The sequence below is a fragment of the Enterococcus sp. AZ171 genome (assembly GCF_051714005.1).
Classification (GTDB): domain Bacteria; phylum Bacillota; class Bacilli; order Lactobacillales; family Enterococcaceae; genus Enterococcus_B; species Enterococcus_B pernyi.
This window is the reverse complement of record NZ_JBIORA010000001.1, coordinates 2,826,851-2,845,094: the sequence shown is the minus strand read 5'-3', so window position 1 is coordinate 2,845,094 and position 18,244 is coordinate 2,826,851. Positions and strand designations below refer to the sequence as shown.

Here is an 18,244-nt window from a genome sequence, read left to right as displayed (position 1 = left end):
AAGTATGCAGATTGAATATCAATCAGATGTAGGAAGAAGACGTAATACGAATCAAGATTATGTCAGTGTATTTGAAAACCAAGTCGGTCTCACGCTGGCGGTTTTAGCAGATGGCATGGGTGGGCACCGCGCAGGCGATATTGCTAGTCAAATGGCCGTCACAAATTTAGGGAAAGCCTGGGAAGAGCAAGCGTTACTTGATGACGAAAAAATCGCGCAGTGGTTTATCCAAGCGATCCAAGAAGAAAACCGCGCGATTCATCAATTAGGACAAGAACAGCTTGAATATAACGGAATGGGAACAACGATCGTAGCAGCTGCCCTATCAGAGGAACGTTTCACGATTGCCAATGTTGGCGATAGTCGTGCGTATTTGCTTCGCGATAATCGGATCATTCGCTTGACGGAAGACCATTCTTTAGTAAATGAATTAGTCAAATCTGGTGAAATCAGCGAAGAAATGGCCGTCAATCATCCACGTAAGAATATCTTGACTCGATCTGTCGGCATGCCAGGATCATTAGAAGTCGATGTTGCAACGTATCTTTGGCAACTCCAAGATCGTTTGCTTCTATGTTCGGATGGTTTGACGAATATGCTGTCAGAAGAAACGATCGGTACGATCATCAATCAAGAAGGATCATTATCAGAAAAAGTAACGCAATTAGTGGATCAAGCAAATGAAGCTGGCGGAGCAGATAATATCAGCGTTCTTCTTATTGAATACAAGGAGGATGTTGCATGATTGAGCCAGGAAGAAAATTAAATGGTCGTTACCAAATTACCGGTAACATCGGTAGTGGCGGTATGGCAAATGTCTTTTTAGCCCATGACTTGATTTTAGATCGAGATGTTGCAATCAAAGTCCTACGCTTTGATTTCCAAAATGACCAAACGGCGATCCGTCGTTTTCAACGAGAAGCATTAGCGGCAACCGAATTAGTTCATCCAAATATCGTCAGTGTTTATGATGTCGGTGAAGAAGATAACATGCAGTACTTAGTTATGGAATATGTAAAGGGAATGGATTTAAAACGTTATATCCAAACGCACTATCCGATTCCTTATGAAACAGCAGTAAACATCATGCAACAAATCTTGTCTGCGATTTCTTTAGCACATAGCCATCAAATCATCCACCGAGATCTAAAACCACAAAATGTCTTGATCGATAATGAAGGTGTTGTGAAAATCACCGATTTTGGTATTGCGATTGCTTTATCGGAAACATCGATCACCCAAACGAATACGATGCTTGGTTCGGTTCACTACCTTTCACCAGAACAAGCAAGAGGTAGTATGGCGACAAAACAATCAGATATCTATGCGTTAGGGATCATTTTATATGAAATGCTGACAGGAAGCGTTCCTTTTGATGGGGAATCAGCTGTCACCATTGCACTGAAACATTTTCAGGATGATTTGCCTTCAATCAAAGAGTTAGATCCAGGGGCACCTCAGTCATTGGAGAATGTTGTCTTGAAAGCAACAGCCAAAGAACCTGTCGACCGGTATAAAACGGCAGAAGAAATGGCAGATGACCTAGCAACGGTGTTGTCGTTAGAACGAGCAAACGAAGAAAAATGGCAACCCCAGGCGATGGACAACGAAACAAGAGTATTGACACCACTGACGGCAGAAACACCGATGCCAGATTCCTTTAAGTCAATGCCTCTTCCCGAAGAGAAACCAGCGGAAGAATTACCAGATCCCGAAGAAACAATGCCAGATGTAAAGACTAAAAAAAGAAAAAAATGGTGGATCATTTTGCTGGTCTTGCTTGCTTTGTTAGGAATTGGGACAGCGATTTTATTTGCTTCAGGTGGACGAGGAGAAGTAACGGTTCCCGATGTTTCGGGTCAATCCGAAGCTTCAGCAAGAGAAGCTTTGACACAAGCAAAATTAAAGGTAGCAACGAACACTGAAGAAATTGCTGACGATACGATTGAGAAAGGAAATGTGGTCAAAACAGATCCAGCCTCAGGAACAACAGTCAAACAAAATCGTGAAGTCACGCTTTATATCAGTACAGGTAAGAAGAAAATCCAACTCGATGATTTTACGGGTATGTCTTACGATGAAGCGCGCAAGCAGCTACTGGATTTAGGTTTCTCTTCAAGTAGAATCAAAAAAGAAGAAGAATTTAGTGATGAGGTCACTAGTGGAAATATCATCTCGCAATCAGAAGATGAAGGAACAGAAGTCGATCCCACATCAGATACGATTACTTTTACTGTTAGTAAAGGAAGTCAGCCGACGATGAGCGATTACACCGGACAAAACTATGAAACAGTTCTTAGTATTTTGAGAACGAATGGCTATACGAATATCAGTGCAACGAATGATTATAGTGATACGGTCCCAGCCGGTGCAATCATCAGTCAGTCACCAAGTTTTGGGGAACCATTGACGGATGCGACATTTATTAGTTTCGTGGTGAGTCAAGGACCAGATGCGAAGACACTGAATGACATTTCTGGTTATACGAAAAGTGATGCGCAAAGTTACTTATCTGGTATCGGTGCCGACTACATTGGTCATGAAACGTATGAGTTTTCAGATACAGTAGAAAAAGACAAAGTGATCCGTACAGATCCAGGAGTAGGTGCATCAATCACATCAGGAACGATCGTCAATGTGATTTACTCAAAAGGACCAGACCCAGCGAAAGCATCATCAAGTTCTGAAAAAGATTCTTCCAGCAGTTCTTCTAGCAGTTCAAGCAGTAGTTCAAGTTCCGAAACAACTAGTAGTAGTACCACCACACCGTCCTCGACGGATAGTGACTAGTAGACAGAATTAAAAGAACTAAAACGATAATGAAAAAAATAGATCTGAGAATTCAAAATGTCGGCGGCATTTGAGGAAATTCTTAGGTCTATTTTTTGGTGATTTCTCCTAACTTCTGCTGTCCTATGGTAAAATATACTAAAAATGGAGGTGGGTTTCATTAAAGGGCAAATCAGAAAAGCAATAAGTGGATTTTATTACGTATATAAAGATGGAGAGACCTATCAGACACGAGGTCGAGGGAATTTTCGTAATCGAAAGATCACGCCCCTTGTTGGCGATCAAGTCATATTTGAAAGTGAAAACAAGACCGATGGCTATCTACTAGAAGTTTTACCACGTAAAAATCAATTAGTACGACCACCAGTAGCAAATGTTGATTTAGGAGTTGTTGTGACGAGTTTGATCGAACCAACATTCTCTTATAATCTACTCGACCGTTTTTTAGTCATGTTGGAATATGAATCGATCGAGCCAGTGATCTATTTGACGAAAACGGATTTAGCTGTCGATTCTACACAAATAAAAGAAATTAAAGAGACTTACGAAAAAATCGGCTATCCAGTGATCGTCCCTCGCACACAGGGTGCCACGGATGAATTAGTTCGCTATTTTCCAGAAAGACTGACTGTTTTCATGGGACAGTCAGGTGCAGGTAAATCGACGTTGCTCAACCAAATCTCACCAGAGCTTGAGTTAGAAACAGGTGAAATATCTGATTCTTTGGGACGTGGACGTCACACGACAAGACATGTCGAGTTATTACCACTCTATGATGGATTGGTTGCCGATACACCAGGTTTCAGTTCTATTGATTTCTTAGTCATCGAACCTGTCGAGTTATCCAAACAATTCCCTGAATTTGTCGATGCTTCTGTAGACTGTCGCTTTAGAGAGTGTATGCACGTAAAAGAGCCAGATTGTGAAGTCAAACGAAGAGTAGCGGCAAAAGAAATTGCACAGACTCGCTATGACAATTACTTGCAATTTTTGCAAGAAGTTGAAAACCGTAAACCGATGTACAACAAAAAAGAAACTAGAAGAAAGTAGGAGGGTATTTTTATGAAAATAGCACCATCGATTTTAAGCGCAGATTTCGCCAATCTCCAAGCAGACATTGAACGAGTAGAAAAAGGTGGAGCAGACTATATCCATGTGGACGTAATGGACGGCCAATTCGTTCCTAACATTACATTCGGATCGAATGTAGTGCAAGCAATCCGTCCGGTCACAAAACTACCTTTAGACGTTCATTTGATGATCATCAATCCTGAAAATTATATTGCTGATTTTGCAAAAGCAGGTTCAGATATCATTACGGTCCATGTGGAATCGACACCACATATCCATCGTGCGATCCAGATGATCAAAGATTTAGATGTCAAAGCAGGGGTCGTTATCAATCCTGGTACACCGATCGAAATGATCAAGCATGTTTTGCCTTTAGTTGATCAAGTGTTAGTGATGACAGTCAATCCAGGATTTGGCGGACAAAGCTTTATTACAGAAACAGTGGATAAAATCGCAGAGTTAGCGGAATTACGCAAGGTGAACGATTGGACCTATCAAATCGAAGTGGATGGTGGAATCGTTCCAGAAACTGCAAAAATTTGTCGTGAAGCAGGTGCAGACGTATTTGTTGCAGGCTCCTATGTCTATAGTGCAGAAGATCCAGCAGCTCAAATCGATCAATTGAAAAAGGCATTAGGCTAATGGAAGTATTACTTGTTGCAGGCGGATCACCAGAAAATTGGCCAGACTTGTCACAGCAATCATTTGATCAATACGTGGGCATTGACCGTGGGGCACTCTATTTACTTGAAAAAGGCTATTCATTAGATCTAGCAATCGGTGATTTTGATTCATTGTCTTCCTCGGAATATCAACGAGTATCCGATAAAGCTGTCGAAGTACACCAAGCGCCAGCAGAGAAAGACGATACGGACACTCAGCTAGGTTTAGCAAAGACATTCGAACACTTTCCAGAAGCAAGCGTGACACTGATCGGTGCAACTGGTGGAAGATTAGATCATTTATTAGCTAATCTATGGTTAGCATTAGAACCACGGTTTCAACCCTTTATACGACAGATCCAAATACAAGACAAACAAAACGTAATCACTTACTATCTACCAGGAGCTTACGAGATAAAAAAAATTCCTGAAATGAAGTATTTGGCTTACTGTTGTTTGACACCTGTTAGTCAATTGACATTATCTGACAGCAAATATCAACTATCAAACGAGGAAGTATCTCGTCCAACTTCTTATGCAAGCAATGAATTTGTCACTGACAAAGCATCCTTCAGCTTCTCTGAAGGAATCATTTCAGTCATCCAAAGTAAAGATTGATGGATCGGTTCAGGACAAAGTAGCAAAAGAAATGAAGCGGAAAAATGACAGTTTAAATTATTTGCTAAAAAAAGCTTAAAAGAAGGGTCGAGCCTTTTGTTTCCCCTTATTTAATGATAAAATTACAGGTAAGAGTCTAATTTAATTCGAGGTGTCTTTGTGAAGAAGTTCAATCCTAATAAAAATATCATTATTACCTTAGTCATCGTTATTATTGTAGTAACGGTCCTAAGTGTGACAGCTGCCCAGCGAGCGAATGAAGGAAAGCCCAATTTCTTCCAATCTATTGTGAACGACAGTGTCTCTTTTGTCGATCGGACGATTTCTGCTCCGGTCAAATGGGTCCAAAATGGCGTGGATTCAGTACATCATCTTTTCACCACCTATTCAGAAAATGAACGGTTAAAAGAAAAAATCGACAGCTATGATGAGATAGCTCAAAAAAACAAGAACATGCAAAAAGAAATCGATGCACTAAAAAGCGAACTCGATTTAAGCCAAACGTTGACGAGTTATGAAAGAGTCACAGCAAATGTGATCACTCGTTCACCTGACTCATGGCAAGATCTATTAGTCGTCGATAAAGGATCAAATGATGGAATCGAAGTCAATATGGCAGTCATGGCGCAAAAAGGTTTAGTCGGACGTGTCATTGAAGTCAATGCCACTTCTTCTAAAGTAGAATTGCTGACTTCATCAAATGTAAGTTCCAACCATTTTCCTGTCCGCGTATCTTCTGGAAACGGAGAATCTTTCGGTTTACTCAAGAATTATGACGAGAAGTTACAAGCGCTAGTTGTGACACAGCTAACAGGTGACAGTGAAATCAAAGAGGGCGACGTAGTACAAACATCAGGTCTTGGAGGCAACTCGCCAGCAGATCTACAAATCGGTACAGTCATCAGAACAAAACCAGATAGTTATGGGCTAGATCGCGAAGTCTATGTCAAACCTTATGCGGATATGTATGATCTCCCAGTAGTAACGATCATCAAACGTCTTGTGGAGGAATAGTCCATGCTGAAAAAAGAGAAAATGACCATTTATTTGCCGATCCTCCTGTTCCTACTCATGTTGATCGATGGGCACTTTACCCGAATGATGATCAGGTGGTCGAGCGGTGACTACATGGCAAGTGCGCATCTTTTGATATTGGTTTTACTATTTTGCAGTTTGAGTTTTTCCAAACGCTACTTACTGATCACGACATTAGTTTTAGGTATTATCTTTGATTCTTACTATATTGGTGTGATTGGTATTTACGCAGTTGCTTTACCTTTATTAGTATTTATCATGTATGGGATGAAATCGGTCATCCATGTAAATATTTTTACTGAGTTTTTTAGCCTCATCATTTTCATCACAGGCTATGAGTTGTTTACATTGATCGTACAAATGGTATTCAAACTTGCGAGTGTAGATAGTACGTACTTTATCACTAAATATTTAGGCCCAACATTATTATTGAATATGGTATTGTTCGCTCTACTTGTATTCCCATTAAAGAAGCTATTCAAAGAAGGTCGGGACAGAGGTGTTTAGTCTCGAGAAATAAGGCGCCATCCACGGAAATTGTTTTTCAAATTTTTGTGGATGGCGCCTTATTGCCGAAGAAGTTACTTCTGTGCCCGCCATTTAATCTGTTTTAGGTGGTGCGAGAGTCCCAATGTCTCAGCCTTTTTTTATTTAATTTAAAACGGACATTATTTAATTATTGAAAAATGTATTATGAAAATAACCATGTCATCTTACATTTCTGTCATTATAATCAGTTGTTTTGAAATGTTTTTGTAACATAACTATTATCTCATTGACATACAGCTATGGTACAATTTTGTTATCGTTAAGAAAGACTTAAATATTTTTAGATATTTATTAAATTAAGCCAGTCGGAGGAATGAAGAGTGAAAAAGAGTTTAATATCAGCAGTAATGGTAAGTTCAATGGCCTTGACTGCCGTAGCATCACCGATCGCAGCCGCGGCGGAAGATTTTGATTCTCAAATACAACAACAAGATCAAAAAATTGCGGAATTACAAAACCAACAAGCAAGTGCCCAATCTCAAATCGAGGCATTAGAAGGTCAAGTCGCTGACATCAATACAAAAGCTGAAACTTTATTAGCTAATCAAGCAACATTACGTCAAGAGTCTTCTCAATTGACACAAGAAATTGCTGATCTACAAGAACGTATAGAAAAACGTGAAGCAACGATCCAAGAGCAAGCACGTGAAACACAAGTTAAAGGTACAAGCTCTAACTACATCGATGCAGTATTGAATGCTGAGTCATTCTCAGATGCTATCGGACGCGTTCAAGCAATGTCATCAATTGTACGTGCGAACCAAGACTTAGTGAAACAACAAAAAGAAGACAAACAGGCAGTTGAAGATAAAAAAGCTGAAAATGAAGCGAAGCTACAAGAGTTAGCAGAAAACCAAGCGGCTTTAGAATCACAAAAAGGCGACTTACTATCAAAACAAGCTGATTTAAATGTCCTAAAAACTACTTTAGCGGCTGAACAAGCAACAGCAGAAGATAAAAAAGAAGACTTGAACCGCCAAAAAGCAGAAGCTGAAGCAGAGCAAGCACGTATTCGTGAACAAGCTCGTTTAGCAGAGCAAGCGCGTCAACAAGCAGCACAAGAACAAGCTGAAAGAGAAGCACGTGAACAAGCAGCAGTTGCCGCTGCAGCAGCACAAGAGCAAGAACAAGCTTCTTCTTCATCAGTACAAGAATCAACAGAAGTTTCTGAATCAGCTACTTCAGAATCATCATCAAGTGCTGAATCTTCAACAGAACAATCTTCAGTTCCTGAATCATCTACATCAACAGAAGATTCAACAACTGAAAGCAGTGTACCAGAATCTTCAACAGAAGAATCTACTACTACACCATCTGTTCCAGAAACAACAACACCATCAACGCCGGAGCCATCAACACCAGCTCCATCAACACCAGCTCCATCAACGCCGGAGCCATCAACACCGGCACCCTCAATTCCAGCGCCAACGGCTCCATCTACTAATGGAGCAGCGATTGTAGCTGAAGCGATGAAATACATTGGGACTCCTTATGTATGGGGTGGAAAAGATCCAAGTGGATTTGATTGTTCTGGATTTACACGCTATGTGTACCTACAAGTAACTGGTCGTGACATCGGTGGTTGGACTGTACCTCAAGAATCAGCAGGAGCTAGAATCTCAGTTTCTCAAGCAAAAGCTGGAGACTTATTATTCTGGGGAGCAGCTGGTGGCACTTACCACGTAGCAATTTCTTTAGGTGGCGGACAATACATCCACGCACCACAACCGGGCGAAAGTGTTAAAATTGGCTCAGTTCAATGGTATGCACCTGACTTTGCTGTAAGTATGTAATTTATGAAGAACTAACTCTAAAGTGAGTTAGTTCTTTTTTTACGAAACTAAAAAGGATCGAACAAACAGTTTTTGGTAACTGTCTGTTCGATCCTTTAAAATTTTCTTGCTTAGAAAGCATGATCAAATAAATTCTTCCGTCAATTCCATGAAGTTTTGGATATCTTCTAAGACCATGTTGATACCTGCTTGCCAAAAATCTGGTTTCGTTAAGTCTACACCTAAGTGTTTTTGAGCCAATTCTTCCGTTGTCATCGAAGCAGTATCGCGTAGTAAGTCGATATACTCTTGTTCAAAACTTGAACCTTGCTCGTTAGCATAGGCGTAAATACCTAAACTGAACAGGTAACCAAAGGTATAAGGGAAATTATAAAACGGTACATCATCAATAAAGAAATGTAGTTTTGCTGCCCAGAAATAAGGGTGATAAGTAGATAATGCATTTGCATATCCTTCTTTTTGCGCTTCGATCATCATATCAGTGATCTCTTGTTCTGCGACTAGTCCTTTTTGTCGAGCAGTATAGAATTGATTTTCAAAGATAAAACGAGAATGGATATTCATGAACATAGCCAGAGCATTTTGTAGTTTCGTATCCAACAAATTGATTTTTTCTTCTTTTGTTGATGCCGCTTTAAGTGTTGCATCAGCTACGATCAATTCTGCAAATGTACTTGCTGTTTCAGCAACATTCATCGCGTATTCACGATTCAACGCTGGAAGATCCCACATCGTACTACTATGGAAAGCGTGACCTAACTCATGGGCTAAAGTAGCGACTTCGTTGACTGAATTACTATAAGTCATGAAGATTCTAGATTCTTGTGTTTCAGGCAATTCGGTGCAGTAACCACCAGGTCGTTTGCCAGGACGATCCTCTGCTTCAATCCAACTTTTGTTAAAAGCGTCTTGAGCAAATTCAGCCATTTTAGGACTGAATTTATTGAAATTCTCAATGATAAATGCTGCCGCTTCATCAAAGGTAAAGGTTTTTTCTTTCATATCACCTAGAATGATCGGTGCATCTTGGTCTTGCCATTCCATTTTTTCTTTACCGAAAAGATTGGCTTTTCTTGTTAAGTAATCGACAAGGGGTTGTTTATTTTTTTGGATCGTCTCCCACATTACATCTAATGTTTCTTTTTTCAAGCGATTATATTCTAAAGGCTTTTGTAAGAAATCTGTTGTACCGTGTAGTTTATAGGTGGATAGACGGAACCCATCTAAATGATTCAAAGTGTCTGTAAATAAAGGTGCTTTTTCTTGCCAAGCAGTTTCCCAAGCTATAAATAATTGTTTGCGGACTTCTGGATCAGGATCACCCATCATTTTATTGAATGCTTGACCAGCAGATAATTCAATGATTTCTCCCTCTTGTTCAAATGGTACAGTCACGCTAGCGACAATCGTATCATAATGACTACTCCAGGCATTCAAACCATCCAAAGATAATGTATTGATAATGTGCTCCTCGTTTTCAGATAACAAGCGTGCGCCATCGCGACGAATTTCGTTCATGCGAAAAGCAATCGGAGCTAATTGATCTTGAGCAATCAAGTGTGTCCATTCATTGTCAGATATTTCTGCAAATTTTTTCGATAAGATCGTATCTGCTGCTTGCCAACGTGGTAATGAAGCATAGAGTTTACCAGACAAAATCTTTGCATCGGAATCTTTTACATTAGCAGATAATAAAGCAGTAATATAACTATTACATTGGCTGAAGCCATTGGTTACTTTTTCTTGAAGTGCCAAAATCGTCACAAGAGAATCGATATCTTCGGATGAAAATGACCATTGATTGATTTGTTCGTAATATGTTTCTATTTGTCGTTCTAATTGAGCCAAACGTTCATTTAATTCAGTTGAAGCACTTCCTCCAGGAAAGATAGAATCTAAATCCCAGTTAAGCGAATAAGTCATCAAAAAACCCCTCTCATATTTATGGTACTATCTCTAGTATAGCATTTAAAGAAGGAATAAGTCTTGGAGAAATTATTGTTGTTTTATGAAAAAAAAGCTATCATAGAAAGAAGAGGTGACTTATGGAGTTTTTAAAAAAACAAAGAAAAAATGGAAATTTTTATTTAGTGTTTGCATTAATGATCATGGCTATTTTATTTTATAGCTCCTCGCAAACCTATGGACAACAATCGCAACTTTCAAGAATTGATGCGTGGTTCCCAAACCAACCCTTTAAAGAAGCATTATCAGGTATCCAGTTTACTTATGGAGAAAGTGTTATCAGTATCGACCATTCTGGATACAGCAAATTCATTGAATTCTTTTTAAGAAAAGGCGCCCATTTTGGTACCTATTTTCTATTAGGAGGTAGTCTGTATCTAGGTGTATTCCCGAAAATGAAAATCTGGTGGTTAACGGGGGTTCTTGCTTGGTTATCTGCGACAGGATACGCCGGTCTAGATGAGTTCCATCAAATGTTGACAGGCGATCGTTCACCAATGTTCCAAGATGTCATGCTTGATTCGATGGGGGCATTGACTGCAGTTGTTATATGTATTTTATTTACTTTTATAAAGAAGAAAAAGTAAAAAAGAGAGCACAGTTGCGTGTCTGCAACTGTGCTCTAGTAGTTACGATTAAAAAATCAAAACAGGTGTACCTTTTTCAACCATTCCAAATAATTCTTTCATGACACCTGGTGGCGTATTGACACAACCATGAGAACCGCGAGTTCGCCATAAGTCGCCGCCATATTCTGGTTGCCAATCCGAATCGTGGATACCGATACCTGTCCAATCGACTGGCATCCAATAGTTCACTGGACTTTCATATGGTGTACCATCATCGTTCGTTCCTCTTAATACTGCATTTTCTTCTTTATTCCAGACATAAAAGACACCAGGAGGAGTAGGGGTAGAAGGTTTTCCTGAAACGATATCTGTTTCAAGTGCTACTTTCCCATCTTTGTAGAACCACATATGTTGATTCTCTAAATCGACTTCGATATACGTATCCTCAATCAATGGGTGGTCGGCAGTTGTACTACCTTGAACAATTGGTGAACGTGTGAAATCTTGTCCTGCTAAAATCGCTTCTGTTAATGCAGTTACTTCGCTATCTGTTTGGATCGTCCAACTGAACGTGCCAGCAGGAACAGTTACTTCGCCACGTTTGGTACTTTTGAATTTAGTATCATTCGTACTTGTATTGTATTTTTCGCCAAGTTCACTAACATATTGACGAACTTTTTCTGAATCAAGCGCAGGTTTTCCATCTTCATAGGTGAGCCATTCAACGATGAGTGAAGAAGGGATCGTAACTGTTTCACCATTGATACTGTAAGTTCCTTTTACTTTAGCGATATTATTCATTGTCGTTAACTGCTCAGTCAACTTTTTATCTGTAGATGTGACCGTTGGTTCTTTTTGGAACTCAGTCAGATCAATTGTATCTTTTCCATCATTGACAACAGTTGTCAATTCCTTCGTAACGGCTTCGACATCGACCGTGTTCCCTTTCACTTCAGGCTTGATTTTAAATGAGTCACCAGACTTTTCAATCGTTGCATCGGCAGTAGGCGTACGTTCTTTATTCAATTCAGTCAATTCCGTAGACAATGTCTCGATCGTTTGATCCAGTTGTTCCCGTTCCGCACTTAGTGGATCGATTTCTTGTTTTTCGGCCGCAGCTACATAGTTCATTCCCCAAGTCCAAGCATTTTGGTTTTTCAAGATGGAAGCTAGATCAGTTGAAAAATCCTTTTTATAACCAAGATCGGACTTTGCAATCTCTTTCCAAACCGTTCCGTTTTCTTTGATTGAAATCGTCTTATTGGAATAAGCTTCTTTTAGCTTGTCATTTGCTTGGTCGATAGTCAGGTTACTTACATTGATCGAATTGACTTCCGTTTTAGGAAGAAAACGATTCGTGTAATATGTACTACGGTAGGCGTAAAAGCCGATTAATACTAGAATCACACCGAGAACAGAAAGCAAACCAATATTCATTGATTTTTTTCGATGAGAAGATCTTGTCATATCTGCAACTCCTTAATAATAATAGTTATAGGGTGTAACGACTCTATCATAGCATAATTTACAGTAAAAGACGAAATGATGTCCCTCTTTATATAAAAATTAACATACTGCTTAGAAAAATAACGATAGTTAGGCAAGGATTTTATATACGGAAGTGTATAAAAAAACAGGAAATCCTAGAAAATGGAAGGTCGATTTTCAGGATTCCCTGTGAAGATGAGGTTGTTTTCGAAGACATTACTTCTGGAACAACGTGTATTCTTTTTTAGTGAGAACGATAGCGTCTCAAGTAATTAATTATTCAGCATCCAATTTAGCAAAAGCTTCATCTAAGATATCTTTTAATTGTTTTGCTGAAGCGGCCATACGATCTTGTTCGCTGTCGCTTAATGGAATTTCAATGACTTTTTGGATACCTTGACGGTTGATGACAGCAGGTGCACCGATATAGATATCGTTTAGTCCATATTCACCATTCATATAAACAGATAATGGAAGAACTGCATTTTCATCGTCTAAGATCGCGCGAGTGATACGTGCTAAAGCTACAGCGATACCGTAGAATGTTGCGCCTTTTTTCTCGATGATCGTATAAGCAGCGTCACGTACACCGAAGAATAAGTTGACCATTGCTTCTTCATCCACGTCTGGATTATTTTTCACCCATTCATAGATTTGTAAACCAGCAACATTGGCATGTGACCAAACTGGGAACTCAGAATCTCCATGTTCACCTAAAATATACGCATGGACGTTACGTGCATCAACGTCAACTAATTCAGCAAGTGCTTGACGGAAACGAGCAGAGTCAAGTGAAGTTCCTGAACCGATTACGCGCTCTTTAGGGAACCCTGAGAATTTCCAAGTAGAGTAAGTTAAAATATCAACTGGGTTAGCAGCAACTAAGAAAATACCATTGAAACCTGAGTCAACGATTTGTGTAACAACTTCGCGGTTGATTTTTAAGTTTTTATTTACTAAATCTAAACGTGTTTCACCTGGTTTTTGTGGTGCACCAGCTGTGATAACGACTAAGTCTGCATCATGTGCATCTGCATAAGATGCTGAGTAGATTTTTTTAGGTGAAGTAAATGCTAGAGCGTGTGATAAGTCGATCGCATCTCCTTCAGTTTTTGCTGTATTGATATCGATGATACCAACTTCTTGAGCGATATTTTGTGTAACTAAAGCGAAGGCATAGCTAGAACCTACAGCACCGTCTCCAACAAGTATTACTTTTTGATGATCTTTTTTTTCTGCGTTTGCAGTCATTTATATCAATCCTTCCATTGATTTGTTTTTCCCATGCCTATGCTAACATGGAAAAAGCCTGCTGTCACGCTATTTGGTTACAAAATATAACAGATAACAAGGTTGTAACATATGTAAAAGCTTACATGTGCGTTATTTCACTATTTAGCAAAACCAATGATTTCATTAGTTTTGAATTATAATTTTAATCATTTTTTCATTTATTAAGTTTCTCTTTTTAGCTGTAACAAAGGATTGTGTGTTATACTAATAGGAGCTAAAATAATAAAAAAATCGAGTCAAAGACTGGACCGCCTATGAGCAGTCCAGCCTTTTGTGCTGTTTATAAGATTGGATGAGCGCAGAAATGAAAATGATCGTAGGGCTTGGAAACCCAGGAAAGAAATATGAACATACAAAGCATAACGTTGGATTTATGGTGGTGGATCGTTTGGCTGAAAAACACCAAGCGACCTTTAAGAAAAACACATTTGAAGCAGAAGTAGCTGAATTTTTCCACAAAGGTGAGAAAATTTTATTAGTCAAACCCCAAACATTTATGAATGAATCTGGCCGAGCGGTTGGTCCATTGATGACTTACTTTGGGATTTATCCAGAAGAGTTGGTGGTTGTTTATGATGACCTAGATTTAGCAATCGGTAAAATCCGTTTACGACAAAAAGGAAGTGCAGGCGGACATAATGGGATCAAGAGTATTATCTCTCATTTGGATAGTACGATCTTTGATCGAATAAAAGTTGGTATTGGTCGACCAGAAGGTAAAAAAACAGTCGTCCAACATGTTCTCAGTCCCTTTAGTAAAGAGACGCAACCCTTGATCGAACAAAGCATCGATCAATCAGTCGCTGCTGTTGAATTTCTATTGGATGGCCATTCTTTTATAGATACAATGAATCAATTTAATTAAGAAAGGAGAATGAAACGATGGATATGATCCAATTGATTGGCAAAGATGCTCAAGTGGCTGAATGGTCCATGAATCTTGAACAACGGATGTCTAGACAGTTGATTACAGGTTTAGCTGGATCTGCTAAGACGTTGTTGTTTGCACATGCGTTTAAAAAACTGGATAAAAATCTGATTATCCTGATGCCAAATTTATATTACGTCAACCAATTGGCAGAGGATCTGCAACACGTTCTGCCAGCTGAAAGTATCCACTTATTTCCAGTAGATGAAGTGCTTTCCGCAGAAATGGCTTTTTCTTCTCCTGAAGCTCGGGCTGAACGTGTAGCGACGTTGAATCGTTTGCAACAAGATGAGCCAGGAATCTATCTTCTTCCAGTGGCAGCACTGCACAAACGTCTTCCTGATAAAGAAACATGGAGCAATGCCCAATTACATTGGCAGATTGGCGACGAGATCGCCGTGGACTCATTACCGCAACAACTCGTCTTGATGGGGTATGAGCGGACAGAGATGGTCGCAAAACCTGGGGAATTTAGTATGCGAGGGAGTATTGTCGATATCTATCCTTTGACATTTGAATACCCTGTTCGTGTGGAATTATTTGATGTCGAAATTGATTCCATGAGATACTTCGAAGCTGATACGCAACGATCGATTGAAAAGATCGAAGAAGTGTGGTTGCCACCAACAAGTGAACAAATTTATTCTCAAGAGAATCTGCTTGACGGTATCAACAAAATAGAAAACCTCTTAGAAAAGAAATTAGCAACGACCGCAGAACCTACTGAACGACAATTTTTGCATGACTATTTCGGTCAGTTGATCTCGGAGTGGCAACGTAATGTCCCGACAGACCAAGCGAAGTTCTATGCGGATCTTTTGTATCCTGAACATTTATCGATTTTGGATTATTTTCCCCAAGATAGCTTGCTGATTGTGGACGATTACCAACGAATCATGGAAACGAATCGCGAAATGGAGAGAGAAGCAGCGGAATGGCATACACAAAAAATCAGTGAGTTACGCGTATTCTCTGAACAACAATTTGTGGCAGACGTACATGGGATCATCCAAAAAGAAAAATTTGCGACCACTTTTTTCTCTTTATTCCAAAAAGGAATGGGAAATCTCAGGTTCCAAGCACTTTACCAGTTCCAGTATCGCACGATGCAACAGTTCTTTGGACAAATGCCATTGCTGAAAACGGAAATGGATCGTTGGCGCAAACAAGAGCAGACAGTCGTCATCTTCATTCCAACGAAAGAACGTATCCGTAAGGCGGAACAAATGTTGCGTGACGAAGACATATTAGTGGTAGAAACAGAAGCAGACCAACTGATCAAAGGACAAGTCCAATTAGTCGAAGGCGCATTGATGACAGGTTTTGAGTTGCCGCAAGAAAAAATCGTAACGATCACGGAAAAAGAGATTTTTCAAAAGACAACAAAAAAACAGACACGTCGTCAAACGGTAACGAATGCAGAACGACTAAAAAGCTACAACGAATTAAAAGCTGGAGATTACGTTGTCCATGCGAATCATGGGATCGGGAAATATATCGGTATGGAAACCTTAGAGGTCGACGGTGTCCACCAAGATTATATGACGATCATTTATCAAAATGATGATAAGCTATTTATTCCTGTCACGCAGTTGAATTTGATCCAAAAATATGTAGCTTCGGAATCGAAAACACCACGAATCAACAAACTCGGTGGTAGTGAATGGACGAAAACGAAACGTAAGATCTCCTCAAAAATCGAAGATATTGCGGATGACTTGATCCAATTGTATGCGGTCAGAGAAGCAGAAAAAGGATACGCATTTGGTCCGGATGACTCTTATCAAAAAGAATTTGAGAATGCTTTTCCATATTCGGAAACAGATGACCAACTCCGAAGTGCGGCGGAAATCAAACGAGATATGGAAAAAGAAAAACCGATGGATCGTTTACTTGTGGGGGACGTCGGCTATGGGAAAACAGAAGTTGCGCTACGTGCCGCTTTTAAAGCAGTCAAAGAAAGTAAACAAGTGGCATTTCTTGTGCCGACAACAATCTTGGCGCAACAACATTACGAAACGATGTTGGAACGATTTGAGGGATTCCCAGTGAATGTTGGTTTGCTGAGTCGTTTCCGAACAAAGAAACAACAAAAAGAAACGATCGAAGAATTACGAACAGGACAACTAGATATTGTTGTGGGTACTCATCGTGTATTGTCAAAAGATATTGAATTTAGTGATTTAGGACTATTAATCGTTGATGAAGAACAACGTTTCGGTGTAAAACACAAAGAACGTTTGAAACAATTGCGTGCGCAAGTGGATGTGCTGACTTTGACAGCGACACCTATTCCGCGAACGCTGCATATGTCGATGCTAGGCGTACGGGATCTATCGGTGATTGAAACACCACCGGCGAATCGGTATCCGATCCAAACATATGTGATGGAAAAAAATCCAGGTGCGATCCGAGAAGCGATTCAGCGAGAGATGGGACGTGGGGGACAAGTTTTCTACTTATATAATCGTGTAGAAACGATTGAACGTAAAGTAGAAGAAATCCAAGCATTAGTTCCCGAAGCGAGAATCGCCTATGCGCATGGACAGATGACGGAAGTCCAACTAGAAAACACATTATTCGACTTTATCGAGGGACAGTATGATGTCTTAGTGACGACAACGATCATCGAAACTGGTGTGGATATTCCAAATGCAAACACACTCTTCGTAGAAAATGCCGATTATATGGGACTCTCTACGCTTTACCAATTACGAGGACGTGTCGGACGAAGCAATCGTGTCGCTTATGCTTATTTTATGTACGAACAGCAAAAAATCCTTAATGAAGTCAGCGAAAAGCGTCTTCAAGCAATCAAAGACTTTACGGAATTGGGTTCAGGATTTAAAATCGCGATGCGAGATTTATCGATCCGTGGTGCTGGTAACTTGCTAGGGGCGCAACAACATGGATTTATCGATGCTGTTGGTTTTGATATGTACTCTCAAATGTTGAGTGAGGCAGTCGCTCGTAAACAAGGTAAAAATCAGCAAATAGAAAAAACTTCTGTGGAGATCGATCTAAGCGTCGATGCCTATCTACCAGAAAGTTATGTGTCAGATCAACGCCAAAAAATCGAAATCTATAAACGGATTCGCGAATTGGATTCACAAGAGATGTTGGAAGAATTAGAAGCAGATCTACTGGATCGTTTTGGTGAATATCCTGAAGAAGTCGCGCATTTGTTGACGATTGGACAAATCAAAATGGATGGCGATCGTGCATTGCTAGAGATGATTCGTAAGCAACAACAAACCATCGTGTTCAAGTTGAGCAAAGTGGGAACAAAACGCTACACGGTTGAACAATTATTTGAAGCGCTGACTGCCACAAAATTAAAAGCAGGACTTGGTGTGGAAAAAGAACAAATGATGATTCGTTTGACCTTGCCACCTCAAACAACGACTGCTGTTTGGTTGCAAGAAATCCAACAATTTGTCAAAGCATTGCGCGAACAGAAATATGCGACTGCATAGGAAGGGG

At 39.8% G+C, this 18,244-nt stretch carries 14 protein-coding genes; 11 read left to right on the top strand and 3 right to left on the bottom strand.

Annotated features, from left to right (window positions below; all coding sequences use genetic code 11):
• Window positions 1-4: 4 nt before the first annotated feature.
• The 8 genes from IGJ49_RS13685 (at window position 5) to IGJ49_RS13650 (ending at window position 8,518) form a co-directional block, all read left to right on the top strand.
• Window positions 5-745: a Stp1/IreP family PP2C-type Ser/Thr phosphatase gene (locus IGJ49_RS13685; RefSeq protein ID WP_010734102.1), complete on the top strand. Its 741-nt coding sequence runs from the start codon at window positions 5-7 to the stop codon at window positions 743-745.
• The gene (gene pknB / locus IGJ49_RS13680) at window positions 742-2,790 is read left to right on the top strand and encodes a Stk1 family PASTA domain-containing Ser/Thr kinase (RefSeq protein WP_010734103.1); all 2,049 of its coding nucleotides are present in this window, start codon (window positions 742-744) and stop codon (window positions 2,788-2,790) included. Before IGJ49_RS13685 ends, pknB begins: the two co-directional genes overlap by 4 nt.
• Before the next feature lie 150 nt (window positions 2,791-2,940).
• Window positions 2,941-3,840, top strand: a complete 900-nt coding sequence (gene rsgA / locus IGJ49_RS13675; RefSeq protein WP_438724021.1) for a ribosome small subunit-dependent GTPase A — start codon at window positions 2,941-2,943, stop codon at window positions 3,838-3,840.
• A gap of 12 nt (window positions 3,841-3,852) precedes the next feature.
• Complete coding sequence (gene rpe, locus IGJ49_RS13670; protein ID WP_010734105.1) at window positions 3,853-4,503, top strand: ribulose-phosphate 3-epimerase; 651 nt, start codon at window positions 3,853-3,855, stop codon at window positions 4,501-4,503.
• Window positions 4,503-5,141 carry a thiamine diphosphokinase gene (locus IGJ49_RS13665; protein WP_010734106.1) on the top strand — a complete coding sequence of 213 codons (639 nt, stop codon included), beginning with the start codon at window positions 4,503-4,505 and terminating at the stop codon, window positions 5,139-5,141. The genes rpe and IGJ49_RS13665 overlap by 1 nt, the downstream gene beginning before the upstream one ends.
• A gap of 159 nt (window positions 5,142-5,300) precedes the next feature.
• Window positions 5,301-6,155 (top strand): rod shape-determining protein MreC, encoded by an 855-nt coding sequence (mreC, locus tag IGJ49_RS13660; protein ID WP_023520501.1) that lies wholly within the window; start codon window positions 5,301-5,303, stop codon window positions 6,153-6,155.
• 3 nt (window positions 6,156-6,158) lie between these two features.
• A complete protein-coding gene (gene mreD / locus IGJ49_RS13655) occupies window positions 6,159-6,683 on the top strand; it encodes a rod shape-determining protein MreD (protein WP_010734108.1) in 525 nt (174 codons plus the stop codon).
• Between the two features lie 362 nt (window positions 6,684-7,045).
• A complete protein-coding gene (locus tag IGJ49_RS13650) occupies window positions 7,046-8,518 on the top strand; it encodes a C40 family peptidase (protein WP_438723852.1) in 1,473 nt (490 codons plus the stop codon).
• Between the two features lie 123 nt (window positions 8,519-8,641).
• Here the strand turns inward: IGJ49_RS13650 and IGJ49_RS13645 are convergent, their stop codons facing one another.
• A complete protein-coding gene (locus IGJ49_RS13645; RefSeq protein ID WP_349521106.1) occupies window positions 8,642-10,441 on the bottom strand; it encodes a M3 family oligoendopeptidase in 1,800 nt (599 codons plus the stop codon).
• Window positions 10,442-10,563: 122 nt separating this feature from the next.
• Between IGJ49_RS13645 and IGJ49_RS13640 the strand changes: the two genes are divergently transcribed.
• The gene (locus IGJ49_RS13640; RefSeq protein ID WP_010734112.1) at window positions 10,564-11,070 is read left to right on the top strand and encodes a VanZ family protein; all 507 of its coding nucleotides are present in this window, start codon (window positions 10,564-10,566) and stop codon (window positions 11,068-11,070) included.
• A gap of 48 nt (window positions 11,071-11,118) precedes the next feature.
• On the opposite strand, the gene IGJ49_RS13635 is transcribed toward IGJ49_RS13640, so the two are convergent.
• Window positions 11,119-12,519 carry a L,D-transpeptidase family protein gene (locus IGJ49_RS13635; protein WP_349521104.1) on the bottom strand — a complete coding sequence of 467 codons (1,401 nt, stop codon included), beginning with the start codon at window positions 12,517-12,519 and terminating at the stop codon, window positions 11,119-11,121.
• 297 nt (window positions 12,520-12,816) lie between these two features.
• Window positions 12,817-13,791: an L-lactate dehydrogenase gene (locus IGJ49_RS13630; RefSeq protein WP_019722338.1), complete on the bottom strand. Its 975-nt coding sequence runs from the start codon at window positions 13,789-13,791 to the stop codon at window positions 12,817-12,819.
• 346 nt (window positions 13,792-14,137) lie between these two features.
• On the opposite strand from IGJ49_RS13630, the gene pth reads away from it, so the two are divergent.
• Window positions 14,138-14,698, top strand: coding sequence for an aminoacyl-tRNA hydrolase (pth, locus tag IGJ49_RS13625; protein ID WP_224434298.1), 561 nt, complete (start codon window positions 14,138-14,140; stop codon window positions 14,696-14,698).
• 17 nt (window positions 14,699-14,715) lie between these two features.
• Complete coding sequence (mfd, locus tag IGJ49_RS13620) at window positions 14,716-18,237, top strand: transcription-repair coupling factor (RefSeq protein WP_438723849.1); 3,522 nt, start codon at window positions 14,716-14,718, stop codon at window positions 18,235-18,237.
• Window positions 18,238-18,244: the final 7 nt, after the last annotated feature.

Coding starts and splice junctions, on each gene's coding strand:
- IGJ49_RS13685 (WP_010734102.1), top strand. CDS start 5: ATGCAGATTGAATATCAATCAGATGTAGGAAGAAGACGTAATACGAAT.
- pknB (WP_010734103.1), top strand. CDS start 742: ATGATTGAGCCAGGAAGAAAATTAAATGGTCGTTACCAAATTACCGGT.
- rpe (WP_010734105.1), top strand. CDS start 3,853: ATGAAAATAGCACCATCGATTTTAAGCGCAGATTTCGCCAATCTCCAA.
- IGJ49_RS13665 (WP_010734106.1), top strand. CDS start 4,503: ATGGAAGTATTACTTGTTGCAGGCGGATCACCAGAAAATTGGCCAGAC.
- mreD (WP_010734108.1), top strand. CDS start 6,159: ATGCTGAAAAAAGAGAAAATGACCATTTATTTGCCGATCCTCCTGTTC.
- IGJ49_RS13645 (WP_349521106.1), bottom strand. CDS start 10,441: ATGACTTATTCGCTTAACTGGGATTTAGATTCTATCTTTCCTGGAGGA.
- IGJ49_RS13640 (WP_010734112.1), top strand. CDS start 10,564: ATGGAGTTTTTAAAAAAACAAAGAAAAAATGGAAATTTTTATTTAGTG.
- IGJ49_RS13635 (WP_349521104.1), bottom strand. CDS start 12,519: ATGACAAGATCTTCTCATCGAAAAAAATCAATGAATATTGGTTTGCTT.
- IGJ49_RS13630 (WP_019722338.1), bottom strand. CDS start 13,791: ATGACTGCAAACGCAGAAAAAAAAGATCATCAAAAAGTAATACTTGTT.
- pth (WP_224434298.1), top strand. CDS start 14,138: ATGAAAATGATCGTAGGGCTTGGAAACCCAGGAAAGAAATATGAACAT.
- mfd (WP_438723849.1), top strand. CDS start 14,716: ATGGATATGATCCAATTGATTGGCAAAGATGCTCAAGTGGCTGAATGG.